This window comes from Streptomyces cavernae, from assembly GCF_004023625.1.
Taxonomy (GTDB): Bacteria; Actinomycetota; Actinomycetes; order Streptomycetales; family Streptomycetaceae; genus Streptomyces; species Streptomyces cavernae.
This window is the reverse complement of the sequence record NZ_RPDJ01000017.1, coordinates 13,666-37,501: the sequence shown is the minus strand read 5'-3', so window position 1 is coordinate 37,501 and position 23,836 is coordinate 13,666. Positions and strand designations below refer to the sequence as shown.

The following is a 23,836-nucleotide window of genomic DNA, read 5'->3' as shown; positions in this document are numbered from 1 at the left end:
TTCACGCATGGCCACGACCGCCACCCGGATCCGGGAACTGATCGTCACCCCCATCGCCTTCCGTGACCCGCCGCTCCTCAACGCAAGCGGCGTGCATGAGCCGCTCGCGCTGCGCTGTGTCCTCCAACTCGTCCTGGAGGACGGCACGGTGGGCCTCGGCGAGACCCCGGGCGGCACCGCCCGGCTGGCCCGGCTGCAAGCCGCCGCCAAGGCCGTCGTAGGTATGGACGTCTTCCAGGCCACCGCGGTCTCGGCCGCCGTCGACGCGACCCTGCGGTCCACCGAGCCCAGTTCCCACGAACGCGGCTGGATCACCTCGGCCATCGAGGTGGCCTGTCTGGATGCCCAGGGCCGGCTCACCGGGCGCCCGGTGAGCGACCTGCTGGGCGGCAGGGTCCGTGACGCGGTGCCCTTCGCCGCGTACCTGTTCTACAAGTGGGCCGAACACCCGGCGCTCGACGGCGACCCCGCCGTCGGCGACGACTGGGGTGCGGCGCTGGACCCGGCCGGCATCGTGGAGCAGGCACGGGTGATGCAACAGCGGTACGGGTTCAGGTCGTTCAAGCTCAAGGGCGGAGTGTTCCCGCCCGACGAGGAGATCGCCGCGATCCGGGCCCTGGCGGAGGCCTTCCCGGGGCAGCCGCTGCGACTCGACCCCAACACGGCGTGGACGGTGTCCACCTCACAGTACGTCGCCAATGAACTGGACGGTGTCCTCGAGTACCTGGAGGATCCGACGGCCGGCATCGAGGGCATGGCGGAGGTGGCGAGGACGGCTCCGATGCCGCTGGCCACCAACATGTGCGTGATCGCCTGGGAACACCTCCGCCCGGCACTCGAGCAGAACGCGATACAAGTGCTTCTGACGGACCATCACTACTGGGGAGGGCTGCGGCGTACCCGGGAACTGGCCGCCGTGTGCGAAGCCTTCGGCATCGCACTGTCCATGCATTCCAACTCGCACCTGGGCATCAGCCTGGCCGCCATGACCCATGTCGCGGCGACGCTCCCGGGACTCGACCACTCCTGCGACACCCACTACCCGTGGAACTCCGCCGACGAGGTGATCGTCCCGGGTGCCCTGGAACTGCGGGACGGCGCGGTCGCGGTCCCCACCGGCCCCGGCCTCGGCGTCGAGCTCGACCCCGAGGCCCTGGACCGCCTCCACCGCCTGTACCTGACCTCGGGCATCCGCGACCGCGACGACAGCGGTTACATGCGGAGCGTCCGCCCGGAGTACGAGCCCGGGCTACCGCGCTGGTGAGTCCGGGCCCGACGGCCCCGAGCCGGGCGCGACGCCAGTGAGCCAGGCCCGGCGGTGCCGAGGGTCAGGCCCGGCGGTCCGCGGTCTCGTACGGCTCCTCCTCGGGTACGTACGAGACCTTGGACGCCCGGCGGCGCGCGCCGAGCCGGCTCGCGAGCGGCTCGGTGTAACGCGCCGTCAGCGGGCCGACGATCACCAGGATCAGGACGTAGGCGGTGGCCAGCGGGCCGAGGGACGGTTCGATGCCGGCGGTGACCGCGAGGCCGGCGATCACGATCGAGAACTCGCCCCGGGCGACCAGGGTGCCGCCCGCCCGCCAGCGGCCCTTCTCCGAGATCCCGGCGCGGCGCGCGGCCCAGTACCCGGTGGCGATCTTCGTGGCGGCGGTGACCACCGACAGGGCCAGCGCGGGCAGCAGCACCGGCGGGATGCTGGCCGGATCGGTGTGCAGTCCGAAGAAGACGAAGAACACCGCGGCGAACAGGTCGCGCAGCGGGGCGAGCAGGCTGTGCGCGCCCTCCGCGACCTCCCCGGACAGCGCGATGCCCACCAGGAACGCGCCCACCGCCGCCGACACCTGCAGTTGCTGGGCGAGCCCGGCGACCACCAGGGTCAGCCCCAGGACGACCAGCAGCAGTTTCTCCGGGTCGTCGCTGGAGACGAAGCGGGAGATGTGCCGTCCGTAGCGCAGCGCGAGCAGCAGCACCAGCCCGGCCACGCCCAGCGCTATCGCCAGGGTCAGGCTGCCCGCCGCGAGCCCGGCACCGGCCAGCAGCGCGGTGACGATCGGCAGATAGACCGCCATCGACAGGTCTTCGAGGACGAGGATGCTCAGCACCACGGGCGTCTCGCGATTGCCGAGGCGGCCGAGGTCGCCGAGGACCTTGGCGATCACCCCGGACGACGAGATCCAGGTGACACCGGCGAGCACCACCGCGGCTACGGGCCCCCAGCCGAGCAGCAGTGCCATCGCCGCGCCGGGCAGCGCGTTGAGGGCGGCGTCCACCAGACCGGCCGGGTACTGCGTCTTGAGGTTGGAGACCAGATCGCTCGCCGTGTACTCCAGGCCCAGCATGAGCAGCAGCAGGATCACGCCGATCTCGGCGCCGATCGCCACGAACTCCTCGCTGGCGCCCAGCGGCAGCAGTCCTCCCTCGCCGAAGGCGAGCCCCGCCAGCAGATACAGCGGGATGGGGGAGAACCGGAAGCGGGCGGCGAACCGGCCGAGCAGTCCGAGGCCGAGGATGATGGCCCCGAACTCGATGAGGAAGACCGCGGAGGAGTGCATCGAATCACTCCCGTCCGAGTATCGCCGCGGCCGTCTCCACGCCCTCCCGGGTGCCGATGACGATCAGCGTGTCCCCGCCGGCCAGCCGGAAGTCCGGCGCGGGGGAGGGGATCGCCCCGGCCCGCCGGAGCACGGCCACGACGGAGGCCCCCGTCTCGGTCCGCAGCCGGGTCTCGCCGAGCACCCGTCCGTTCCAGTGCGAGACCGACGACAGCTCGATGCGCTCGGCCACCAGTCCGAGCTCGGTGGTGGACAGCAGGTTCGGGCTGTGGTGGGCGGGCATCAGGGCGTCGATGAGCGCCTCCGTCTCACCCGGTGTCAGCCGCACGGACAGGGCGCACGCGTCCGGGTCGTCCACGCGGTACGCGCTGAGCGTCCGCCCTCCCTCCCGGTGCGCGACCACCGACAGCCTGCGTTGCTCGCGCGTCGTCAGGTCGTAACGGACACCGATTCCGGGCAACGGCGTACTGCTCAGGCGGGGTGCACCCACGATCGTCCTCTCCGTCGTGCTCTGTCTCGAATGATGGTTTCCGCGGGCCGCGGGCGGGCCCGGCGATCCCGGCAGTCGCAGCGAACACCTGCTTTCCGGTGGGAGAATCCTCCTCCGGAGAGCGCGCACCGGGCCCCAGCCGGCGCGCGGGGAAGGAGTATCGGGATGATCGAGTGGAGGCAGGTCACCAGTGAGGCACGTGCCGTGCCCAGTCCGGTCGCCACCCCACTCGTCTGGTCCGCGGCCTTCGGTGGGGCGCTGCTGCTGGTTGCGGTCCTCAGCCCGGCCGGTCCGACCCTCGCGCTCGTGGGGCTCTCGCTCTTCGCCGGTCTGCTGGGGCTGTGTGCGCGGTTCGTCGCGGCCCCCGGCACGGCCGTGCTCTGCTGGCTGTTCCTCAACGGCTTCGGCATTCCGCCCGCGGGCCGGCTGACCTGGGCCGGGCACCGGGACACCCTGTGGCTCGGCTGCCTGCTGGCGGCCGCGATCGCGGGTACCGTGCTGGCCAGGATCGTCAACGCCCGCGCCGCGTACCGGCGGATCACCCCGGATGCCGCGGACCGCTGACGAGCGAGCCGGGCGGCCGTCCGAACACCATGGTGGCGTCCGCTCCTTCCTGTGCGGCGACAACGTCTGCGAGCACGTGGAAGGTTAGGGTACTACGCTCCGCTTTGCCATTCCTTTACTATGGTGGCGTACTGCTCTCCGCACGTCTCCCACACGAAGAGCAGATCCGCCCCACGAACCGAAGGAGTGGCAGTCCCGCAATGGGTGAGCCTCCCAGTACCAGCCGTCCATGGCCCTCGAACCACCGCCCGGCGGTGGCCCGGTGACCGAGATCCTGCTTCTCCTGCTCGCCCTCCTGCTCACTGTGACCTGCGCGCTCTTCGTCGCGGCCGAGTTCTCGCTGACCACCGTCGAGCGAGCGGATCTGGAGCGGGCCGCGGCGGCGGGCGAGCGCGGTGCGGACAGCGCACTGCAGGCCGTTCGCCGGCTCACCTTCCAGCTCTCCGGCGCCCAGCTCGGGATCACCGTCACCTCCCTGGTGATCGGCATGCTCGCCGAGCCGTCCCTCGCCGCCCTGCTCGCCGGCCCGCTCGAGACGGCCGGTCTGGGCGGTGCGGCCTCCGCGGTCGCCACCGTGCTCGGCGTCGTCGTGTCCACCGTGGTCCTGATGGTCGTGGGCGAACTGGTGCCCAAGAACTGGGCCATCTCCCGTCCGCTGGCCGTGGCCAAGGTGGTCGCCGGACCGCAGCGCGGCTTCACCGCCGTGTTCGGGCCGTTCATCCGGCATCTGAACGACACCGCAAACCGCGTCGTACGGCGCTTCGGCCTGGAGCCCGCCGAGGAACTGGCGTCCGCGCGCACCCCCGAGGAACTGGTGGCGCTGGCGCGGCACTCGGCGGCCGAGGGCGCCCTCGAGGCGGACTCGGCGGAACTGTTCGTCCGCACCCTGCACCTGGGGGAGCTGACGGCAGAGAACGTGATGACACCGCGGGTGGACGTCCGCGCGCTTCAGGCGCACGCCACGGCCGCCGACGCCGCCAACCTCAGCCACGCCACCGGCCTGTCCCGCTTCCCGGTCTACCGCGACAGCCTGGACGACGTCATCGGCACCGTCCACATCCGCGACGTTCTCGCCCTGCGCCCGGAGGAGCGGAGGCAGAAACCCGTCACCGAACTGGCCACCGCACCGCTGCTGGTGCCCGACAGCCTGCCCGCCGACCGTCTCCTGGAGCGGCTGCGGGAGAGGCGGACCATGGCCGTCGTCATCGACGAGTACGGCGGCACGGCCGGCGTGGCGACGGTGGAGGACATCGTCGAGGAGGTCGTCGGCGAGGTGCGCGACGAGCACGACCCAGACGAGACCCCCGATCTGCTGCCCGCCTCCGGTGTGACCGATGGCCGCCCGGTGTGGGAAGTCGACGGTGGCGTCCGCATCGACCAGCTGGCCGACATCGGCCTCACGGCGCCCGAGGGCCCCTACGAGACGGTCGCCGGACTCGTCGCCACCCGGCTCGGCCGGATACCCGCCAAGGGCGACGGCGTCACGTTCGAGGGCTGGGAGCTCGCCGTCCTTGAGGTCGCACACCGCCGCGCGGACCGCGTCCGCATCACCGCCGCGCCCCGGCAGGAAAGCAAGGAGGCCCGATGACCGCGCTCCAACTCCTCGTCGGGGCCCTGACCCTGCTCACCAACGCCTTCTTCGTGGGCGCCGAGTTCGCGCTGATCTCGGTACGCCGCAGCCAGATCGAGCCGCGTGCCCGCGAGGGCGACACCCGCGCCCGGATCACCCTGTGGGGCCTTGAACACCTGTCCGCCATGATGGCCACCGCTCAACTCGGGATCACCGTCTCCTCGCTGGTCCTCGGCGCGGTCGCGGAACCCGCCATCGCGCATCTGCTGGAGCCGGTCTTCGCGGCGGTCCGCATGCCGGACGCGCTGGTGCACCCGATCGCCTTCGTCATCGCCCTGACCCTGGCGACCTACCTTCACATGCTGATCGGCGAGATGGTGCCGAAGAACATCGCGCTCGCCGCCCCCGCGCCGACCGCGCTGCTCCTCGGACCGGCGCTGGTCGCCCTCACCCGGGCGCTCCGGCCGGTCGTATTCGGCGTCAACGCCTTCGCCAACGTCCTGCTGAGGCTGCTGCGGGTCGACCCGAAGGACGAGGTCGAATCGGTGTTCACGGACGACCAGTTGGCCCAGATGGTCCTCGACTCCAGCGAGGCGGGACTGCTGAGCCCCGCCGACGGGGAGAGGCTGCGGGACGCGCTGGAGCTGGGCTCGCGCCCGGTCGGCGAGATCCTCGTACCGGCGCGCAGGATGCGGACGGTGGACCACACGATCACTCCCGCCGGTCTGGAACGCGTCGCCGCGGAGGCGGGCTACTCCCGCTTCCCGGTGATCGGCCCCGACGACACGCTGCTCGGCTATCTGCACATCAAGGACACCCTCGGCGCCACGGACCGCGACCGGCCGTTCCCGCGCGCCGCGCTGCACCCGGTCACCCGGGTCCGTATCGACACACCGCTCGACGACACCCTCACCGCACTGCGCGCGGCGGGCGGCCACCTCGCCGCCGTGACGGGCGCGACGGGCAAGGTCCTCGGCTTCGTGACGATGGAGGACGTCCTGTCGGAGCTGGTGGGGCCCGCTGCGGCGCGGTGACGCGAGGTCTCTGGCACGGGCCTGCACGGCGACCGGCCGGGTGCCGTTCCGCCTTCCGAGACCGCCCTGACGGATCGTCGGTGGAGCCGCTGCGCATGGGTGCACCGTAACCCGCGCGTGCGGCGCCGGTGGCAGTGCACGGTCGTCGCATCCGGCAGCGGCACCCGCCGCTGTCCGGCGGAATAACAGGTCCTGAACCACAGGGGGCGGCGGACGGATGCCCGTCCGCCGCCCCCTCGGGACGACCGGTGTCACACCAGCGGCGTCGACGACTCCCGCTGCATCGGGATCTCCATCTCCGGCGGCAGCGCCGCCCCGCCCGGGTGCAGCGCCACCGTACGGGTCGGGGCCGGGATGCGAATGCCCTCGACCTGGTAGCGCTTGTGCAGCCGCTTGATGAACTCGTGCTTGATCCGGTACTGGTCGCTGAACTCACCGACGCCCAGGATGACGGTGAAGCTGATCCGCGAGTCCCCGAACGTATGGAACCGCACGAGCGGTTCATGCTCCGGCAGCGCGCCCTCCACGTTCTTCATCACCTCGGAGACGACCTCCATGGTCACCCGCTCCACGTGCTCCAGGTCACTGTCGTAGCCGACGCCCACCTGGACCAGCAGGGTCATCTCCTGCTCAGGGCGGTTGAAGTTGGTCATGTTGGTGCCGGCCAGCTGGCCGTTGGGGATGATGACCAGGTTGTTGGAGAGCTCCTTGATCGTCGTGTTGCGCCAGTTGATGTCGACGACATAGCCCTCCTCACCGCTGCTGAGCCGGATGTAGTCACCGGGCTGGACCGTGTTGGACGCCAGGATGTGGACGCCCGCGAAGAGGTTGGCGAGCGTGTCCTGGAGCGCCAGCGCGACCGCCAGACCACCCACGCCCAGCGCGGTGAGCAGGGGCGTGATGGAGATCCCGAGGCTCTGCAGCATGACCAGGAAACCGATCGCCAGCACCACGACGCGCGTGATGTTGACGAATATGGTGGCCGACCCGGCGACGCCCGAGCGGGACTGCGCCAGTTCGCGGACCAGACCGGTGATCAGCCGGGCCGCGGTCACGGTCGTGGCCAGGATGAGAAGCACCGTCAGGGACCGGTTCACCGTACGGCCCACCCCCGCGGTGAGCGGCAGCACCGCGGCGGCCGAGGCAAGGCCGGCGGCGACCGCGCTCAGCGGCACCAGGGCCCGCAACGCGTCCACGAGGACGTCGTCACCGGCCCACCGGGTTCTGGTGGCATGCCTGCCGAGCCAGCGCAGCAGCATACGCAGGAGCACGGCCGCCACGACACCGGCGACCACCGCGATCCCGGCGACGATGAAGTCGTGCAGCGTGAGCGCCCGGGTCACCGGTCACCTCCCGCGGGACCAGGCCCTGTCGTCGTACTCCGGATGTGAAGAGTCGTCACCTTGCCACCTGCTCGAATCTGGAACGCGCGATCGGGCCGGGGACCTCGTCGTCCTCCGGCACGATCGTTCATCCTGCCGCATGTGGACGGGCGCCTCTCACCAGGGCATGGGATCTCGGCCGGTCCGTCCACCCCCTCCGCGAACACCTTTGTGAGACACGCCACCCACCCAAGCTAGCCGTCAACGCCGGTGCTCCACAGCGGAGTTCATGCATTGCACGCTGTGATGGCGGCGGTTCAGATCACCTTCAGCCGCACCAGCGCGCCCAGCGTCAGCGCCCCCGGCAGCAACGGCAGCCACACGGTGATGATCCGGTACGCCAGTACCACCGCCGTCGCCACGGCCGCCGCGCCGCCCGCCGCCACCAGGGCGATGATCAGCGCGGCCTCCACCGAGCCGATCCCGCCCGGGGTCGGCACCATCGCGACCGCGACGGTCGCGGCGAGATACGCGACGATCATGTGCATCACGGGCACGTCCAGGCCGAGCGCCAGCCCCACCGCGGCCAGGCCGGACGCCTGCAGCACGGGGAAGGCGAGCGAACCGCCCCACAGGGCCATCGCCCGGGCCGGTTTGGTGTGCACCGAGCGTGCCTCGCCGAGCGCGGTGCGCAGGAACGAGAGCACGGCCGTCCGCAGCCTCCGCACTAGGAACAGGGCCGCCACCGCGACGCACGCGGCAGCGCCCAGGGCGATCAGCAGCGGGCCGATCGCGGCGTCCGGCACCAGCGAGCCGACGCGCAGGGCGTTCGGGAACACCAGCAGCAGCGTCAGCAGCAGGGCGACGCGCATGATCGACTCCGCGAGCAGATACAGCGCGAGGGCGGCCGAGGAGCGCGCGAGCGTCAGACCGCACACGGTCATGAACCGCAGGTTCACCGCACTCGCGCCGAGCCCGGTGGGCAGCAGATGGTTGGCCGCGCCCGCCGCGAACTGGGTGGCCAGCAGCCGCCGTGCGGGCAGTCGTTCCACCACCGCCCCCTGCCGGGTCACGGCGGCGGCGACCCACGTCAGACAGGTCGCGCAGCCGGCGGCCAGCAGCCAGGGCCACTCGGCCGACCGCAGATGGCCGATTCCCTCCGCCAGCACGGACCAGTGGCGCACGGCCACCACGAGGACGAGGGCGAGCGGCAGCAGGCACAGGACCTGTCGTACGTAGCGTGCGGCAAAGCGCCGGGGAGTGCGCTTGCCGAGCTCCTCGGGGAGTTCGGGGAGCTCTGGGGGAATTCGGAGCACCGTCACATCAGCAGAGGTTCCCCATGCCGCACCAACATCGGGTTGCGAGCGGGCGGCCACGGGCTGACACGCCGGGCAAGGGAGGGACGCGGGGTTTCCCGGACGGTCCTTGACCTCAACATTGGTCGAGGTCCTACCGTCTCCCTCATGAGCATGGAGACCACCGCATGGATGCAACTGCACAGCGTCATGAACGCTCAAAAGCAGAACCGTCCTTTCGCCCGCGCGACCCTGCGTCGCATCGCCGCCTTCGCCCGCCCGCACCGCCGCCGGATCATCCAGTTCGTCCTGCTGAGCGTGGTGGGCGCACTGCTCGCCGTGGCGACGCCCGTACTCGCCGGCCACGTCGTCGACGCGATCGTGCACGGCAAGGACGAGGGTACGGTCGTGGGGATCGCCGCGCTCATCGCGGTGATCGCGCTCGCCGAGGCCGCCCTCGGCCTGCTCGGCCGCCTGCTGTCGGCGACCCTCGGGGAGAGCCTCATCCTCGACCTGCGGACGGCCGTCTTCGACCACGTACAGCGGATGCCGGTCGCGTTCTTCACACGTACCCGTACGGGAGCGCTCGTCAGCCGACTCAACAACGACGTGATCGGCGCCCAGCGCGCCTTCAGCAACACCCTGTCCGGGGTGGTGGGCAACCTGGTCACGCTGCTGCTGACGCTCGGTGTGATGCTCACCCTGTCCTGGCAGATCACCCTGCTCGCACTGGCCCTGCTGCCGGTGTTCGTCGTGCCGGCGCGGCGCATGGGCAGCCGGATGGCGCGGCTCCAGCGGGAGGCCGCCGACCTCAACGCCGCCATGGGCACCCGGATGACCGAGCGGTTCTCCGCACCCGGCGCCACGCTGGTGAAACTGTTCGGCCGCCCGGACGACGAGTCCGCGGAGTTCGCGGCCCGCGCCTCCCGTGTCCGGGACATCGGCGTGCGCACCGCCATGGCGCAGTCGGCGTTCATCACCGCGCTCACCCTGGTCTCCGCGCTCGCCCTGGCGCTGGTCTACGGCCTCGGCGGCTGGTTCGCGCTGCGCGGCAGCCTCGAACCGGGCGCCGTGGTCTCCCTCGCCCTGCTGCTCACCCGCCTCTACGCCCCGCTGACCTCCCTCGCGGGTGCCCGCGTCGAGGTGATGAGCGCACTCGTCAGCTTCGAGCGGGTCTTCGAGGTCCTCGACCTGAAGCCCCTGATCGAGGAGAAGCCGGACGCCCGGTCGGTCCCCGACGGCCCGGTCTCCGTAGAGTTCGACGACGTCCGCTTCGGCTACCCGTCCGCCGACAAGGTGTCCCTGGCCTCCCTGGAGGAGGTCGCCGCCCTCGATACCCGCGGCGGCTCCGAGGTCCTGCACGGCGTGTCGTTCCGCGCCGAACCCGGACAGACCGTGGCCCTCGTCGGCTCCTCAGGCGCCGGCAAGTCCACCATCGCCCAGCTGCTGCCGCGGCTGTACGACACCGACGAGGGAGCCGTCCGCATCGGCGGCGTCGACGTACGCGACCTGAGCGCCGAGTCCCTGCGCGGCACCCTCGGCATGGTCACTCAGGACGGCCACCTCTTCCACGACACCGTCCGCGCCAACCTGCTGCTCGCCCGCCCCGACGCCACCGACGACGACCTCTGGGAAGCCCTGCGTCGGGCCCGCCTCGCCGACCTCGTGCTCTCCCTGCCCGACGGCCTCGACACCGTGGTCGGCGAACGCGGCTACCGCCTGTCCGGCGGCGAACGCCAACGCATGACCATCGCCCGGCTGCTGCTGGCCCGCCAGCGTGTGGTCATCCTCGACGAGGCGACGGCTCACCTGGACAACACCTCGGAGGCGGCCGTCCAGGAGGCTCTCGCCGAGGCACTGCACGAGCGCACGGCGGTGGTGATCGCTCACCGGCTGTCGACCGTACGCGCCGCCGACCTGATCCTGGTCGTCGAGGCCGGCCGGATCGTGGAACGCGGCACGCACGAGGAACTCCTGGCGGCCGAAGGCCGCTACGCGGAGCTGTACCGCACGCAGTTCGACGAGCCGGCGGACGTGGCGGTGTGCGCGGAGCCCGGGTGCGGAGCGACCCCGGTCGCGGCGGAGGAGGCCGCGGTCTAGGCGGCCGGCGGGCGGATACACGCCTGGGTCTCGCCGGTCGGAGGTCGGCGGGTCACCGGCCGGAGGTCGCCGGGTCACCGGCCGGAGGTCGCCGGGTCACCGGCCGGAGGTCGCCGGGTCACCGGTCGGAGGTTGGCGGGTCACCGGTCGGAGGTTGGCGGGTCACCGGTCGGAGGTTGGCGGGTCACCGGTCGGAGGTCGCCCGGTTCACCGGTCGGAGGCCGCCCGGGTAACCGGCCGGAGGACGCCGGGTCGGGCGCCTGGTCGCGGTTGGCAGCCCCGTCGTCGCTCTGGTGACCGACCTTCCAGCGTCAGTCAGGCACCTGATGCTGAGCTGCCGCAGGTCATGCGACCCATCTTGGAACAGGCCCTGGCGATGGAGCCATTGCTTGACCCTAGAGAATTCACTAGCGAAGGAGGCGCGGCCGTGATGTGGAGCGACGAGTCGGGCTACAGTTCAGTTGTATTCAGGAGAACTGGATCGCAATCTGTAAGGGGAATTTCTCATCGCCATGAGCAATGGAAAATTCGCGCCTTCCGTTCTGGCTGTCGCCGCCTTACGCCGAGGCGATCTGGTGTCTGCGGCACGACATATCGAGACCGTCGACGACGGAAGCCTCGACTCCTCCTCGCCCGATGAACTGGCTCATTACCACTGGCTGGTGCTCCAGCTCGCAGCAGCGTCGATAGGGTCACGACGCGCCGTCGAGCGGTTCATGGCGGAGCAACCCGGCACCCTGATGGACGGAACCATGCTCTCGGTGGAGCCAGGCTCCGCGGCATGGCTGGTCAGAGTCCTGCTGAGAGCCGATGACCGACCGGCCGCAGAGTCGGTCGTCCGGGCGGCCGGCACCGAACCGCAGCCCGGCACATTGCATGCGCGCAGCCTGCTGGACAAGAACGCCATGCGCCTCGGCCACGTCATCGGTCACTACCGGGACCCATGGGCCCGCGCATCGGCCATCGAGGACCTGGGGGTGCTGCTCATGACCGGCCCGGAGCGCCGGTACAGGGAATCGGAAGGCCGTCTCCGTGAAGCGGCCGATATATATCAGGAGATCGGCTCCGTCCGTGACGAGAGGCGTGTCGTCCGGCGATTACGGGAATTCCCCGTCCGGGCCACCGGCGGTTTGGCTGCCCGCCCTGCCGCAGATACCTCCTGGTCCTGCCTGACCAAGTCCGAACGGGCCGTCGCGCGTCTGGTTCGGCAAGGACTGAGCAATCACCAGACAGCGAGTCGGCTCTATATTTCTCCCCACACCGTTGATTTTCACCTGCGCCGGATCTACCAGAAGCTGGGAGTTCGGTCGCGTGTGCAACTCGCGAGCGTCCTGAACGGCTTTCTGGAGGATCAGCTCACTCCGTCTGAATAGGGTCAGCCGGCGGCGTTCGCTGTGGAGAGGACCGGTGCGCGCGAGGTGACACGGCACATGATCGGGCCGAATTCCTGGAGAGTCAGCCTGGTGCCGAGTGGGACTTCCGTGTCCACGGGTGCGAGTTCATAACGCTGGAGCAGCACGGCAAGACAAAGTACCGACTCCAGCATAGAGAAGTGCTGCCCGATACAGGCTCGTGGACCACCGCCGAAGGGATACCACGCATAGCGCGGGCGGCTTGCCTCGGCCTCCGGTGAAAAGCGCTCGGGGTCGAATCGCTCCGGGTCCGGCCAGTATTCGGGCTTGCGGTGAGTCACCCCAGGGCAGATGAGCACATCGGCTCCGGCCGGGATACGGTACCCGTCGACCACCGCGTCGGCGACGGCCCGGCGGCCGACGAACATGACAGGCGCGTGGACACGCATGGCTTCCTTCAACACCATGGTGAGGTAGGGCAGCGAGTCCAGGTCGGCGGCTCCCGGCCGACGGCCTGCGAGCACCTGGTCGACCTCCGCACGGGCACGGGCCTGAACCTCGGGATGCCCGGCGAGCAGGTGCAGCGTGACGGCCAGCGAGGTCGCGGTGGTCTCATGGCCGGCGAGCAGGAAGATCAGCACCTGGTCGCGGAGTTCGTCCCCGTCGAGCGCCTCGCCGTGCTCACCGCGGGCGCGGATGAGCACGCTCAGCAGGTCGTCGCCCTCCTCGTCCCCGCCGGCACTCCAGGCCGCGGCCCCTGCCTTGGTCCGCCCGGTCCGGCGCTCGGCGATGATGCGGTCGCAGAGCGCGTACAGCTCACGCTGGGCGGCAGCGCCGCGGCGGTTGCCCGGAGTGGGCCAGTGGCGGGGCAGTCTGAGCAGGGAGTAGCCGCGCTGCAGGGTGTAGTCCAGGAGTGTGGGCCAGCAGCGGCGCATCACCTCGACGGCCGCGTCGGCGTCGGCTCCGAACAGGATGCGGGACAAGGCGTGGAGTGAGAACGACGGCATCTCGCTGCTCAGGTCGACGGTGCCGCCAGAAGCGCTCTGCCACCGCTCGGCGAGCAACTCCGCCTCGGTGCACGCGGCTTCGGCGTAGCCGTCGACCCGGCGACGGGTGAAGAGCGGCTGGATCAGTCGCCTTTGCCTCCGGTACTCGTCGTCCTGGCTGGTGACCAGACCGTTGCCGATGGACTCCCGGACCTCGCCGTACAAGACGTTGTCCTTGCGGAAGTTCGCCGCCTGGGTGCCCAGCACCTGCTGGGCGCCTTCGGCGGAGAAGACCAGGTAGAGCTTCTGCCGCAGGCCCGGCGGTCCGGCGGTGAGCCGGACGACATCCCCGTAATCACGTTGGGCACGCAGGAAGGCGGTCATCGGATTCCTGCGCAGTTCCAGTAAGGACCCGATCAGCGGCAGACCGGCCGGCCCGGGGATATGAGTGTCAGTCATGCGCTTCCGCTTCCCATCCGTGGTCTCTGGTTGCTGTCGAGAATGGCAGAGACGTCCTCCCCGCGGGACTACGTGAATACGTAGTCCCGGTCCTACGTATCCACGCGGTGTCCGTGCGGCGGAACCCGCGAACAATTAGGCATGGCCGGGTGCCAGACCGTATCGCAATGCCAGGGAAGAGCAGGAGCAAGAGAAAGAGGAAGAAGGACATCATGACGACGATTTCGCGATACAGCCGCTTCGAAGCACTGGGGGCTTACTTACCTGCCGCGGTGCAGCCGACATCCGAACTGGTCGCCCAGGTCACCGGAGTGTCGAACCTGCCCGTGGAGCGCATCACCGGGGTCGCGGAGCGCCGGGTCGCCGACCCGGACCCGGAGGCCGGAGAGGACTCCTTCGGCCTGGCCTTGCGGGCTGCCCGGGACGCACTGAGCAACTCCACATACGAACCCGCCCAGTTGGACGTGGTGATCTGCACCTCGATCAGCCGTGACAAGGGCGGCGGCCGCTACCACTTCGAGCCGTCGTTCGCTCGCATGCTCGTCGAGGAACTGGGCGCCCACTCGGCGATCCACTTCGACGTGTCCAACGCCTGCGCCGGGATGATCACCGGTGTCTACATCCTGGACCGGATGATCCGGCAGGGCATCGTCCGCAACGGCATGGTGGTCAGCGGCGAGCGCATCACTCCGGTGTCGCGGACGGCGGCGGCCGAGATGGACAGTATCCGCGACCCTCAGTTCGCCTCGCTCACCGTGGGCGACTCCGGCGCCGCGGTGATCCTCGACGAGTCCGCGGACGAGGCGGACCGCATCCACTACGTCGAGCTGATGACCGCTTCCGCATACTCCCACCTGTGCCTGGCCATGCCCAGTGACCGTACGGGAGGCCTCGCCATGTACGCGGACCAGAAGCGCATGCACGCCAAGGAGCGGCGCAGGCTCTGGTCAAGCTTCTACGGCGACTTCCTGGCCAAGAACGGCGCAGACTTCGCCGACGAGAAGTTCGACTACATCATCCTTCACCAGGTCGCCACGCGCTTCATAGAGTCCTCGATCGAGCACGCGGAGGCGGCGTTCGGCACCGCCATGCCCGAGTCCCTGTCCGTGGTGGAGCAGCTGGGGAACACCGCCAGTACCTCGCACTTCATGGCGCTCAGCCAGCATCTGCGGGCCGGAACCGCCCGCCAGGGAGCCAAGTTCCTTCTGGTCCCCGCCGCCTCCGGCATGGTCCTCGGCGCCCTGTCCGCGACGATCTCCAATCTGGGAGTCTGACCCATGAGTACGGTGATCACAGCCGCCTCGACCACCGCGCCGCAGGCCGCCCGCGATTCCGACACCTCCGTGCGGCTCGCCGCCCAGGCCGCCCAGGACTGCCTGGCACAGGCCGGGCTGCCGCCCCACGCGGTGGGCGTTCTGGTGAACGTCGGCGTCTACCGGGAGAACAACGTCATAGAACCCGCCCTCGCGGCGATGGTGCAGAAGGAGGTGGGCATCGGCCTGGACTACCTGGTCGAGCCGGTGGCCGGCTTCTCCTTCGACTTGATGAACGGCGCCTGCGGCGTGCTCAACGCCGTCCAGGTCGCCCAGGCGCTGCTGGGCAGCGGCAGCACCGACCGGGTGCTGGTCACCGCTGCCGACGTGCACCCCGGCGGGCACGCCGGCGCGGACCCCGGGTACCCGTACGCCGACCTCGGCGCGGCCCTGCTGCTGGAGCGCTGCGCCGACGACGACAGCGGTTTCGGCCCGGTACGGACCTACAGCGCGCGGGGGACCGAAGGGACGGTCGGCTACGCGGACCTGTCCGGCGCGAGCGGCGACGAACGGAGGCTGATCACCGTACGCCGTGACGGGGACTGGGCAGACCGGCTGCTGGACCTCACCACGGACAGTGTCCTCGGGTACGTGCTGGAGGAGGGGCTGGCACTGGACCGTACGCTTCTGGTCTGCAACCGGCCCACCACCGGCTTCGCCGCCCAGATGGCCCGCCGGCTGGACCTGGACGCGGCGGCCGTCGTGGCTTCCGGGGCGCCGGCCACGCAAGACGGCGAGCCGCACACCGCCGCGCCGGTGCTCAGCTACCTCCAGGCGGTCCGGGACGGACTCCCCGAGGGGTACGACCAGTTGCTGTTCGTGGCCGCCGGCGCCGGTCCGAGCGTCGTCTGCACGAGCTACCGTCCAGTGGACCGGTGACGGAGCGATGTCACCGACAGTGCTCTCCGTCGGCCTCGAGGAAGGCCCGGCCGGCATCCTAGAGCGCAATGCCCGCACCTTCCCCGCCAAGGCCGCGATCATTCACCCGGACGGTCACCAGGCCGGTGGGGCGGTCCGCTACGGCGAGCTGACCTACGGCGAACTCCAGGACCGGGTGGAGCGACTGGCAGCCGGCTTCCACCGGGCCGGCATCACCCGGGGGACCAGGACCATCCTGATGACGCCGCCGGGCCCCGACCTGTTCGCCATCGCCTTCGCCCTGTTCCGGATCGGCGCGATCCCGGTCGTGGTGGACCCGGGCATGGGCGTCAAGCGGATGCTGCACTGCTACCGGACGGTGGGCGCGGAGGCGTTCATCGGGCCACCCATCGCCCATGTCGTACGGGTCCTCGGCCGCCGTACCTTCCGGGGTGTCCGCACCCGGATCACCCTGGGCCGCCGCTGGTTCTGGGGCGGCGAGACGCTGGAGCGGCTGGGCGACGGCCCCCGTGCCGAAGACCTCCCCCGGCCCTCCGGCGACGACCTGCTGATGATCGCCTTCACCACGGGCAGCACCGGCCCTGCCAAGGGGGTGAAGTACACCCAGCGGATGACCGCGCCCATGGTCCGGCAGATGCTCGCGCTCCACGACCGCGACCGCGACGCCGTGTCCCTGGTCACTCTGCCGGTGTACGGCATTCTCGATCTGCTCTGCGGCTCCACTCTGGTGCTCGCGCCGCTGTCGCCGGCAAAGGTCGCGAACGCCCGGCCCGAACTGCTGACCGAGGCCCTGACCCGCTTCAAGGTGACGAGCATGATCGCCTCCCCGGCCCTGCTGCGGGTGCTGGGGCGGTACCTGACGCAGCATCGGACCACGCTGCCGGAGCTGAGGTTCGTCGCTTCCGGCGGGGCTCCCGTTCCACCGGACGTCGTCGACACCGTACGCGGCGTACTCAGCGAGAAGGCGGAGCTCCATGTGACCTACGGGGCCACGGAGGCACTGCCGATCTCCTCCATCGAGTCGGCCGAGGTACTGCTCGAAACAGCCGCGCTCTCCGCGTCCGGCGCGGGCACGTGCGTCGGACGCCCGCTGGAGGGCGTGACAGCAAGGATCATCCAGGTGTCCGACGCGCCGCTGGCCCGGTGGGACCCGGAGCTGGCCGTACCGGAGGGTGAGGTCGGCGAAATCGTGCTGGCAGGCGAGTCGGTGAGCCCGGGCTACTACGCCGACCCCGTCGCCGACGCCCAGCACAAGATCCGTGAGGAGACCGGCGACGGCACCACCCGGCTGTGGCATCGCACCGGTGACCTCGGCTACCTGGACGCATCGGGACGGCTGTGGTTCTGTGGCCGACGCACCCAGCGGGTGCGCACCGCCGACGGGGATCTGTACACGGTGCAGTGCGAGGGCGTGTTCAACGCTCACCCGGCGGTCCGGCGCACTGCCCTCGTCGGGGTCGGAGAGCCCGCCGCCCAGCGGCCGGTGGTCTGTGTGGAGACCGAACCGGGCGCCGGTGATGTCGAGTGGCGGCAGCTCGTCTCCGAACTGCGGCACTTGGCGGCCGGTCAACCGGTGACCCAGGGCCTGGGGGAATTCCTCCGGCATCCGGCCTTTCCGGTGGACATCCGGCACAACGCGAAGATCGGAAGAGAACAGCTCGCCCGCTGGGCCACCCGCCGGCTCGCATCGGGTGGTGCCGCGGCCACGCGGCGCGTCCGGGCGCTGCGCGCGATACCGCTGCTCGGCTGGGCCTACGTGGCGGCCGGGCCGGCCCTCCCCGCGGACCAGCCGGTACTGCGGGCCCTGTGGTGGGTCGACGTCTTCCTCAGCGTCGTGGTCCACGCCGCCCAGATCCCCAGGGCCCTGCCGCGTGGCCGCGCCGCCGGGTACAGCGGCGCGGCGACCGTCGGCCTGACCATGCTCTACGGCGCTACCTGGTGGCGCACCCTGCCCCCGGCCACCGCCCCGGTACGGCACGAGAGCCCGGGAGCGTCATGAAGGTCCTGATCACCGGCGCGTCCGGATTCCTCGGCGGACATCTCGTGGACGGCGCACTGAGTGAGGGCCACGACGTCCGGGTGCTCGTCCGCGGGAGCAGTGACATCACGCGACTGCGCGGCATCTCCGGCCTCGAACTGGCTTACGGCGACCTCGGCGACGCCGCCTCGCTGCGGCGCGCTGTCGAGGGCGTCGACGTCGTCCACCACAGCGCCGCGCGGGTCGTCGAGCACGGGACCCGAAAACAGTTCTGGAACGCCAACGTCCTCGGCACCGAGCGGCTGATGAACGCCGCTCGTGACGCCGGAGCCGAGCGTTTCGTGTTCATCAGCAGCCCCAGCGCCCTGATGCAGGTGGGGGAGGGAGACGGCCTGGGCATGGATGAGAGCACCCCCTACCCCACCCGCTACCACAACCTCTACTGCGAGACGAAGGCCGCCTCCGAACGCATGGTGCTGGCCGCGAACCGCCCGGGCTTCACCACGGTCGCGCTGCGCCCGCGCGGCATCTGGGGACCACGGGACCACTCCGGGTTCCTGCCCCGGCTGGTCGCGAAGATGGCCCGGAGAAAGCTGCCTGATCTGCTGGGCGGCCGGAAGGTACTGGTCTCGCTGTGCCACTGCGACAACGCGGTCGCCGCGTCGCTGCTGGCCGCGAAGGCCCCGGCGGAACGGATCGGCGGCAAGGCCTACTTCGTCGCCGACCGGGAGCACACCGACCTCCAGGTCCTGATCGTACGGCTGGCGGAGCTGTTCGGCCTGCGGCCGCCGACCCGTCGGATCCCTCCGCTCCTCCTGGACGCCCTCGTCGAGGCCGTCGAGCTGGTGTGGCGGGTGCCCGCGCTCGCCGCCCGCCGCGAACCACCGCTCAGCCGCTACGCGGTGGCACTTCTCACCCGCTCCACCACGTACAACACGGACGCCGCCGCACGGGACTTCGGCTACCTGCCCGTGATCAGCCAGGAGGACGGGCTGAAGCAGCTCGTCACCTGGGTCGAATCGATCGGCGGTGTCCAGCAGTTCGTCCGTGCCGTGCTCCGACCGTGAAAGAGGAAGCCGTCGTACTTCTCGGGCACGAACAAGGCCGGCTGGAGCATGCCGACTGGCGGTATCAGTCGGGGCCGTGCAGCCAACACCTCTGCGCCGACCAACCTGGTCCATGCGCCTTGTCGAACGGTTGGGCGGGGAAGGCGGACCTGTTGGTGGGGAATCACGCGGAGTCCCACACCAGGGCGGGCGTTTGGGCCCGGCCCCGCCCAGTCGGACCCGATCGTGTGTAGCCCTACGCCTACTCTGAACAGGCCCGGCCTGCAGCGACCGAGCGGCCAAGGACGCACCGACAGCCTTGGCCGTCCAGCGGCTGACGATCCGGGGGATCGTACGCATGGTCGGGGGCCAGTGGCCGGGAGACATCGAACGACTCGCACTACAGTTCATCCAAGCCGAGGCGGCCGACGCCCGCGTGGACGGCTCGCCGGAGCCCGGGGTGTGGATCACACCCCGTACCGATCGTGAGGCCGAGGCGCTCGGCGTCCTGAAGGAGCTGGGGCTCGCCGACGACGCGATGTTCTTCACCGCCGCCTACGGTGCCGTGGGCAGCGAGGCGGCCATGGTGTCCCGCGCCTGGGACCTCAGCGAGGTGGAGGAGCGTTACGAGGCGTTCATCGACGAGTTCACCGGACTGCGCCCGGCCGACGGCGACGCCGTACTGCAGGCTCAGACCATGCTGGTGCACGAGTGGCGCCGCTTCCCCTTCCTGGACCCGAGACTCCCGCTGAAGCTGCTGCCCGCCAACTGGAGCGGGGCGCAAGCGGCGGACCTCTTCCACGGCCGGCACGCCGAGTGGGGGCCGGTGGCGTTGCGGCGGTGGGAGGAACTGGTCGACGGGCGCAGCGGGGGGTGAACTCTGCACGGCGGCGGGCTTCTCGGCCCCTCCGTGGTCACAACCCCTCCGTGGTCACACCGCCTCCGTCGTCACGCTTCGAGCCCGGTGGGCCAAGCATCGGCCCGCGGAGGGCACGGCTGAGCGGACGCGGATCGCCGCGGCGGCCCGAACGGCCCGCCGCGGCGATCCTCATACCCGGCTCACGAGCTGGTCAGCACTCGCGCACCCCCGGCAGCCAGGCGGCCTCGTGGTCGATGTAGATGTTGGAGATGTATCCACCGAGGGCCGGGATCCGGGACCAGGCGTTGTTGCGGTACCCCTCGGCCTCGACCATGTCGCCGACCTTCTGGCACTCCACGTACACGGGCGTCGGCCCGGACAGGGTGCGGACCACTGCGGTGTTCAGGCGGGCGTCCTCGCGGACCCGGACGCCCGTGCCCCACGTGTTGAAGTTGGGCGCCGGAGTGCCAGGGGGAGGGGTGCCCGGGGTGCCCGGGGTGCACGGCAGCCTCACCCCCCGGTCGGCGAGGTAGGCGACGGGGTCCATGCCCCGGGTGCTGGATGTCGAGGAGTGCGCCTCGAAGTGGAGGTGGGGGCCGGTGGACTGGCCCTCGGAACCCATCCGGGCGATCAACTGGCCGCCGCTGACCCGCTGGTTCGTGGACACGAGCCGCTCGTACATGTGGCCGTACTCGGTGACGGTGCCGTCGTCGTGCCGGATCCGGATCCACTGGCCGTAACCGCTCGCGGGGCCGGAGACGATGACGGTGCCGGGGCCGGACGCGTAGATCGGGGTGCCGCGGGTGTTGGCGATGTCCACACCGTCGTGGCCGGAGTGGTAACCCTGCGTCACTCTGCCGGCGGTAGGACAGGAACCGGCGTACCCCGCTGCGGCGTTGGGGACCGCTCCGGCTGCTGTCCCGGCCGGAGCCGCACCGGCCGGGGCGGCCGACAGCGGGACCAGCGCGGCCGCCGCCGCGGTGGTGGCCAGCAGGGCCACGGACTTGGCGCGCCTCGGCGACCTCGATGACGCGGAGGACCTGGATGACGCGGAGGCCCTGGACGACGGTGACGACTTCAGTGAGCGGTTCGAGAACATGTGGAAGCCTCCTGGGGGACGCGCTCAGGTACGGGCGGCAGCCCGTGCTCGGGACCGAACGTGCCTGCGCGCATGGGTGATTGGGTGCATGCGTGGTGGAGTCATGACGCCTCGCCCTCGAAGAGCTGCGCGGCTGGGCTCATGACGCTCGCCTCGAAGAACTGGGCGGCTGGGCTCATGACGCTCGCCTCGAAGAACTGGGCGGCTGGGCTTGTGACGCCTCGCCCTCACAGAGCCAAGCCAATTGGGCTTATGACGCCTCGTCAGGAGTTGCAGGTCGGGACGTCCAGCCACGCCTTCGGGTCGTCGATGAAGATGTTGGAGATCCAGGCGTCGTACTTCGGCAGGTACGACCACGCGTCGTTGCGGTACCCCTCGGCCTCGACCATCTCGGCGTGCACCTGGCACAGCACGTCCACGGGCGTCGGCCCGCTCAACCTCGCCTTGACCGGAGCCTTGGTGCTCGGCTGGGCCCGCAGGTTCACGTTCGTGCCCCAGGTGACGTACCGCTTGGTGCCCGCGGGAGGCTGTTCACCGCCGCTGATACGGATGGCGCCCGCGTACTCCGCGTTCAGCCGGACGTCGCTGACCATCACCAGCGTCCCGGACTCGCGGGCCTCGACCATCTTGCCGTTGCCGAGGTAGATGGCGATGTGGTGGACGGAGCCGAGGTTGGCGGGGTTCTTGGACCAGAAGAGCAGGTCGCCGGGCTGCAACGGGGCGAGGCCCTGGCCACGGTCGAAGCGGGCGGTGGCCCCGCCCCACTGCGCCTGATTCCAGGAACCCTCGGGCAGCAGGATCCCCGCACCCTGCCAGGCCGCGTACTGCACCAGGTGCGAGCAGTCGAACCCCTTCACCTGGCTGTCGTGCGATCCGGGCCCGCCACCGGGGTAGTCCTGCCCGTACGTCGGCCCGTGGATGGAGCCGCCGCCCCAGGAGTAGGGCACTCCGAGCTGGCTGCAGGCGGCGTTGACGATGGCCCGGGCCGCGGCCGAGGCGTCCGCGAGCGGCCGGCAGTCGGCCGCCGCCCTCGCCCGGGCTTCCGCCCGCGGCTCCGCCGCGACCGCTCCCTCGGCCGCGACCGCTCCCCGCGCCGCGGCCGTCGCCTTCGCCGCTGCCGTCGCCGCGCTCTGCCGCGGTGCCTGTGGTGCCGCGGCGGCGACCCCCGCGCTCGCGGTGCTCAGCAGCGCGGCGAGCAGGACGCCTCCTGTGGCCGTCATCGCGCGGTTCATGCGGCGCATGTGCCCTCCGTCAGTTTCCTGTTGTTCTGGTGTGGGGTGGTTCGGCCGGACGCGGTCCGGGCCGGTGCGACCGGGTCGGAGCCGCCGTGGGCGCCGCCCTCGGCCTTCGTGGAAGCGACGGTTCCCGGGGGCGGTCCGTATGCGCCCAGAGCAGTACGAATCTTGGCGAGTCCGCGCATCCGGTTTCGCTGTACGGTTCCGCGGTGCGCGCCGAGCCGCTCACCGGCCGTGTCGTGGCTGAGGCCTTCGAGGTCGACGAGGATGACGGCGGCCGCTTCCTTCGGAGACAGGCTCCGCAGCAGGTCGAGCACGGTCGACTCCGCTTCACGCAGGGCGAGTCCGCCGTCCCAGCCCTGTTCGGGCAACCGGTCGGAGCACTGTTCCCGACGGGAGGAGTGCTGCCAGGAGTCGCGCAGCAGATTGAGGGCGGCGACGCAGGTGTAGGCGTACGTGTGCCGCTGCCGGGCGAGCCTGCGGGTGTGCGCCCGGTGAGCGAGCCGCACGTACGTCTCCTGGAGCAGGTCGTCGGCGTCGTGCGGATCTCCGGTCATGGCCAGCAGCCGACGGCGCAGCCTCGGCATCGCGGCCGTGAACACCGTGTCGAACTCCTCCGGAGTCATCCAATCCCCGGTCTCCGGGACGACGGTGTGCGTGTTGGTGGTGCTGGGGTTGGTCCCGCAGTCGGAAATGGTGCTGGTGCTGGTGGTGCTCGTGTCCATGTGTGTCCCCCGGGGTGCGTGGGCGGTCATCCCGCGCACCGGTCCGTGTGTCGTTCACTCCAGCTCGGTCGGGCCGTACCGGGCGGCCGGCTGCCCGGAGACGAGGGCCCAGTAGCGGTCCCCGTACGACCAGTGCCACCACTCGGTCGGGTAGTTGACGAACCCGGCCGAGGCGAGGGCCTTGCCCATCAGTTCCCGGCGGGTGCGGGCCTCGGCACTGATGTCGGGTGCCGCCGTGCGGCAGGCGCCTCCGCTCTCCTCCGGCGTGGCGTTGACCTCTGTGCCGAGCGGCAGTTCGGTGCCGTCCTCGGTGCACAGGGTCAGGTCCACCGCGCCCCCGCTGACGTGCGGCGCGACCTCGGGCGGCGAGATGTACGCGCTGGCGAGTTCGCGTATCCGCGCTTCCGATGCCCCCGGATGCGCGGCCCGCATGGTGGCCGCGTACTCCTCGTAGTAGCGCCGTTGCAACGCAGGCGGCCGGAAGCCCTCCACCACCATGAAGCGGACGCCTGCGGGCAGTTCTCGCTGTGCCTGAAGCAGCCGCCGCACCACACCGGTGCGCAGATGGGCGTACGAACCGTCGCCGTCGGCCTGCCGCGCATCCATGCGCAGCGTGCCGGTGTAGCGAACGTCGGTCAGTGGTTCGCCGCACTCCACGACAGGGGTCCGGGCGACCCGTTGGTCCGAGAGCAGGATGATCTCTGTCACGCCTACAGCGTCGCCGAGGGCGATGCAGAAGTGATGCAGATCTTCTGCATGCCGCCGCAGATCGTTCTGCAGGTCGTTCTGCAGGTCCTTCTCAGGGTCCTTGTGCAGGTCCCTCTGCAGGTCCTTGTGCAGGTCCCTCTGCAGGTCCTTTGCGCAGGTGCCCCTGTAGGCGCTTCTCCAGCCATTCGCGGGTTCTCGCGCGGGTCGTTCCGCGCGTGCCCCTCAGGTTGTCTCTCAGGTTGTCCAGCAGGACTTCGGCAGGTGACGCGT

The 23,836-nt window shown here is 70.6% G+C and carries 20 protein-coding genes; 11 read left to right on the top strand and 9 right to left on the bottom strand.

What is annotated here, in order from left to right; all coding sequences use genetic code 11:
- Positions 1 to 7: 7 nt before the first annotated feature.
- Positions 8 to 1,264, top strand: coding sequence for a glucarate dehydratase family protein (locus EF387_RS27560; RefSeq protein WP_128379307.1), 1,257 nt, complete (start codon positions 8 to 10; stop codon positions 1,262 to 1,264).
- 64 nt (positions 1,265 to 1,328) lie between these two features.
- Here the strand turns inward: EF387_RS27560 and EF387_RS27555 are convergent, their stop codons facing one another.
- Positions 1,329 to 2,552, bottom strand: coding sequence for a cation:proton antiporter (locus tag EF387_RS27555; RefSeq protein ID WP_128379306.1), 1,224 nt, complete (start codon positions 2,550 to 2,552; stop codon positions 1,329 to 1,331).
- A gap of 4 nt (positions 2,553 to 2,556) precedes the next feature.
- The gene (locus tag EF387_RS27550; RefSeq protein WP_202918384.1) at positions 2,557 to 3,042 is read right to left on the bottom strand and encodes a cation:proton antiporter regulatory subunit; all 486 of its coding nucleotides are present in this window, start codon (positions 3,040 to 3,042) and stop codon (positions 2,557 to 2,559) included.
- 165 nt (positions 3,043 to 3,207) lie between these two features.
- Here EF387_RS27550 and EF387_RS27545 point away from each other — a divergent pair, with 165 nt between their 5' ends.
- The 3 genes from EF387_RS27545 (at position 3,208) to EF387_RS27535 (ending at position 6,210) form a co-directional block, all read left to right on the top strand.
- Complete coding sequence (locus EF387_RS27545) at positions 3,208 to 3,606, top strand: hypothetical protein (protein ID WP_128379305.1); 399 nt, start codon at positions 3,208 to 3,210, stop codon at positions 3,604 to 3,606.
- Positions 3,607 to 3,868: 262 nt separating this feature from the next.
- Positions 3,869 to 5,194, top strand: coding sequence for a hemolysin family protein (locus EF387_RS27540; protein WP_128379480.1), 1,326 nt, complete (start codon positions 3,869 to 3,871; stop codon positions 5,192 to 5,194).
- Positions 5,191 to 6,210, top strand: a complete 1,020-nt coding sequence (locus EF387_RS27535; RefSeq protein WP_128379304.1) for a hemolysin family protein — start codon at positions 5,191 to 5,193, stop codon at positions 6,208 to 6,210. The genes EF387_RS27540 and EF387_RS27535 overlap by 4 nt, the downstream gene beginning before the upstream one ends.
- 251 nt (positions 6,211 to 6,461) lie before the next feature.
- On the opposite strand, the gene EF387_RS27530 is transcribed toward EF387_RS27535, so the two are convergent.
- Both EF387_RS27530 and EF387_RS27525 read right to left on the bottom strand, forming a co-directional pair.
- On the bottom strand, positions 6,462 to 7,553 hold the full coding sequence (locus EF387_RS27530; RefSeq protein ID WP_128379303.1) for a mechanosensitive ion channel family protein: 1,092 nt from the start codon (positions 7,551 to 7,553) through the stop codon (positions 6,462 to 6,464).
- A gap of 296 nt (positions 7,554 to 7,849) precedes the next feature.
- A complete protein-coding gene (locus EF387_RS27525) occupies positions 7,850 to 8,755 on the bottom strand; it encodes a lysylphosphatidylglycerol synthase transmembrane domain-containing protein (RefSeq protein WP_238431754.1) in 906 nt (301 codons plus the stop codon).
- A gap of 246 nt (positions 8,756 to 9,001) precedes the next feature.
- On the opposite strand from EF387_RS27525, the gene EF387_RS27520 reads away from it, so the two are divergent.
- Both EF387_RS27520 and EF387_RS27515 read left to right on the top strand, forming a co-directional pair.
- The gene (locus tag EF387_RS27520) at positions 9,002 to 10,927 is read left to right on the top strand and encodes an ABC transporter ATP-binding protein (protein ID WP_238431753.1); all 1,926 of its coding nucleotides are present in this window, start codon (positions 9,002 to 9,004) and stop codon (positions 10,925 to 10,927) included.
- 512 nt (positions 10,928 to 11,439) lie between these two features.
- The gene (locus EF387_RS27515; protein ID WP_128379302.1) at positions 11,440 to 12,300 is read left to right on the top strand and encodes a helix-turn-helix transcriptional regulator; all 861 of its coding nucleotides are present in this window, start codon (positions 11,440 to 11,442) and stop codon (positions 12,298 to 12,300) included.
- Positions 12,301 to 12,302: 2 nt separating this feature from the next.
- Here the strand turns inward: EF387_RS27515 and EF387_RS27510 are convergent, their stop codons facing one another.
- The gene (locus EF387_RS27510) at positions 12,303 to 13,724 is read right to left on the bottom strand and encodes a cytochrome P450 (protein ID WP_128379301.1); all 1,422 of its coding nucleotides are present in this window, start codon (positions 13,722 to 13,724) and stop codon (positions 12,303 to 12,305) included.
- Positions 13,725 to 13,936: 212 nt separating this feature from the next.
- On the opposite strand from EF387_RS27510, the gene EF387_RS27505 reads away from it, so the two are divergent.
- The 5 genes from EF387_RS27505 (at position 13,937) to EF387_RS27485 (ending at position 19,817) form a co-directional block, all read left to right on the top strand.
- Positions 13,937 to 14,998: a 3-oxoacyl-ACP synthase III family protein gene (locus tag EF387_RS27505; RefSeq protein ID WP_128379300.1), complete on the top strand. Its 1,062-nt coding sequence runs from the start codon at positions 13,937 to 13,939 to the stop codon at positions 14,996 to 14,998.
- A 3-nt stretch (positions 14,999 to 15,001) separates the two neighbouring features.
- Positions 15,002 to 15,916, top strand: a complete 915-nt coding sequence (locus EF387_RS27500; protein ID WP_128379299.1) for a beta-ketoacyl-[acyl-carrier-protein] synthase family protein — start codon at positions 15,002 to 15,004, stop codon at positions 15,914 to 15,916.
- A gap of 7 nt (positions 15,917 to 15,923) precedes the next feature.
- Positions 15,924 to 17,915 carry a fatty acid CoA ligase family protein gene (locus tag EF387_RS27495; RefSeq protein WP_128379298.1) on the top strand — a complete coding sequence of 664 codons (1,992 nt, stop codon included), beginning with the start codon at positions 15,924 to 15,926 and terminating at the stop codon, positions 17,913 to 17,915.
- Positions 17,912 to 18,961: an NAD-dependent epimerase/dehydratase family protein gene (locus tag EF387_RS27490; protein WP_128379297.1), complete on the top strand. Its 1,050-nt coding sequence runs from the start codon at positions 17,912 to 17,914 to the stop codon at positions 18,959 to 18,961. Before EF387_RS27495 ends, EF387_RS27490 begins: the two co-directional genes overlap by 4 nt.
- Before the next feature lie 298 nt (positions 18,962 to 19,259).
- Positions 19,260 to 19,817: a PaaX family transcriptional regulator C-terminal domain-containing protein gene (locus EF387_RS27485; RefSeq protein WP_238431737.1), complete on the top strand. Its 558-nt coding sequence runs from the start codon at positions 19,260 to 19,262 to the stop codon at positions 19,815 to 19,817.
- A gap of 193 nt (positions 19,818 to 20,010) precedes the next feature.
- On the opposite strand, the gene EF387_RS27480 is transcribed toward EF387_RS27485, so the two are convergent.
- The 4 genes from EF387_RS27480 to EF387_RS27465 all read right to left on the bottom strand — a co-directional run bounded on the left by EF387_RS27480 (position 20,011) and on the right by EF387_RS27465 (position 23,566).
- Positions 20,011 to 20,898 carry a M23 family metallopeptidase gene (locus tag EF387_RS27480; protein ID WP_128379296.1) on the bottom strand — a complete coding sequence of 296 codons (888 nt, stop codon included), beginning with the start codon at positions 20,896 to 20,898 and terminating at the stop codon, positions 20,011 to 20,013.
- A gap of 263 nt (positions 20,899 to 21,161) precedes the next feature.
- On the bottom strand, positions 21,162 to 22,139 hold the full coding sequence (locus tag EF387_RS27475; protein ID WP_238431736.1) for an NlpC/P60 family protein: 978 nt from the start codon (positions 22,137 to 22,139) through the stop codon (positions 21,162 to 21,164).
- Positions 22,127 to 22,858 carry an RNA polymerase sigma factor gene (locus EF387_RS27470; RefSeq protein ID WP_128379295.1) on the bottom strand — a complete coding sequence of 244 codons (732 nt, stop codon included), beginning with the start codon at positions 22,856 to 22,858 and terminating at the stop codon, positions 22,127 to 22,129. The genes EF387_RS27475 and EF387_RS27470 overlap by 13 nt, the downstream gene beginning before the upstream one ends.
- A 54-nt stretch (positions 22,859 to 22,912) precedes the next feature.
- Positions 22,913 to 23,566, bottom strand: coding sequence for a M15 family metallopeptidase (locus tag EF387_RS27465; protein WP_128379294.1), 654 nt, complete (start codon positions 23,564 to 23,566; stop codon positions 22,913 to 22,915).
- Positions 23,567 to 23,836 lie beyond the last annotated feature (270 nt).

Bases quoted from the DNA above. Each gene is read 5' to 3' on its own strand.
- EF387_RS27510 (WP_128379301.1), bottom strand. From the start codon at position 13,724: ATGACTGACACTCATATCCCCGGGCCGGCCGGTCTGCCGCTGATCGGG.
- EF387_RS27490 (WP_128379297.1), top strand. From the start codon at position 17,912: ATGAAGGTCCTGATCACCGGCGCGTCCGGATTCCTCGGCGGACATCTC.
- EF387_RS27515 (WP_128379302.1), top strand. From the start codon at position 11,440: ATGAGCAATGGAAAATTCGCGCCTTCCGTTCTGGCTGTCGCCGCCTTA.
- EF387_RS27480 (WP_128379296.1), bottom strand. From the start codon at position 20,898: ATGTTCTCGAACCGCTCACTGAAGTCGTCACCGTCGTCCAGGGCCTCC.
- EF387_RS27470 (WP_128379295.1), bottom strand. From the start codon at position 22,858: ATGGACACGAGCACCACCAGCACCAGCACCATTTCCGACTGCGGGACC.
- EF387_RS27475 (WP_238431736.1), bottom strand. From the start codon at position 22,139: ATGCGCCGCATGAACCGCGCGATGACGGCCACAGGAGGCGTCCTGCTC.
- EF387_RS27535 (WP_128379304.1), top strand. From the start codon at position 5,191: ATGACCGCGCTCCAACTCCTCGTCGGGGCCCTGACCCTGCTCACCAAC.
- EF387_RS27560 (WP_128379307.1), top strand. From the start codon at position 8: ATGGCCACGACCGCCACCCGGATCCGGGAACTGATCGTCACCCCCATC.
- EF387_RS27545 (WP_128379305.1), top strand. From the start codon at position 3,208: ATGATCGAGTGGAGGCAGGTCACCAGTGAGGCACGTGCCGTGCCCAGT.
- EF387_RS27520 (WP_238431753.1), top strand. From the start codon at position 9,002: ATGGAGACCACCGCATGGATGCAACTGCACAGCGTCATGAACGCTCAA.
- EF387_RS27495 (WP_128379298.1), top strand. From the start codon at position 15,924: ATGTCACCGACAGTGCTCTCCGTCGGCCTCGAGGAAGGCCCGGCCGGC.
- EF387_RS27555 (WP_128379306.1), bottom strand. From the start codon at position 2,552: ATGCACTCCTCCGCGGTCTTCCTCATCGAGTTCGGGGCCATCATCCTC.
- EF387_RS27505 (WP_128379300.1), top strand. From the start codon at position 13,937: ATGACGACGATTTCGCGATACAGCCGCTTCGAAGCACTGGGGGCTTAC.
- EF387_RS27500 (WP_128379299.1), top strand. From the start codon at position 15,002: ATGAGTACGGTGATCACAGCCGCCTCGACCACCGCGCCGCAGGCCGCC.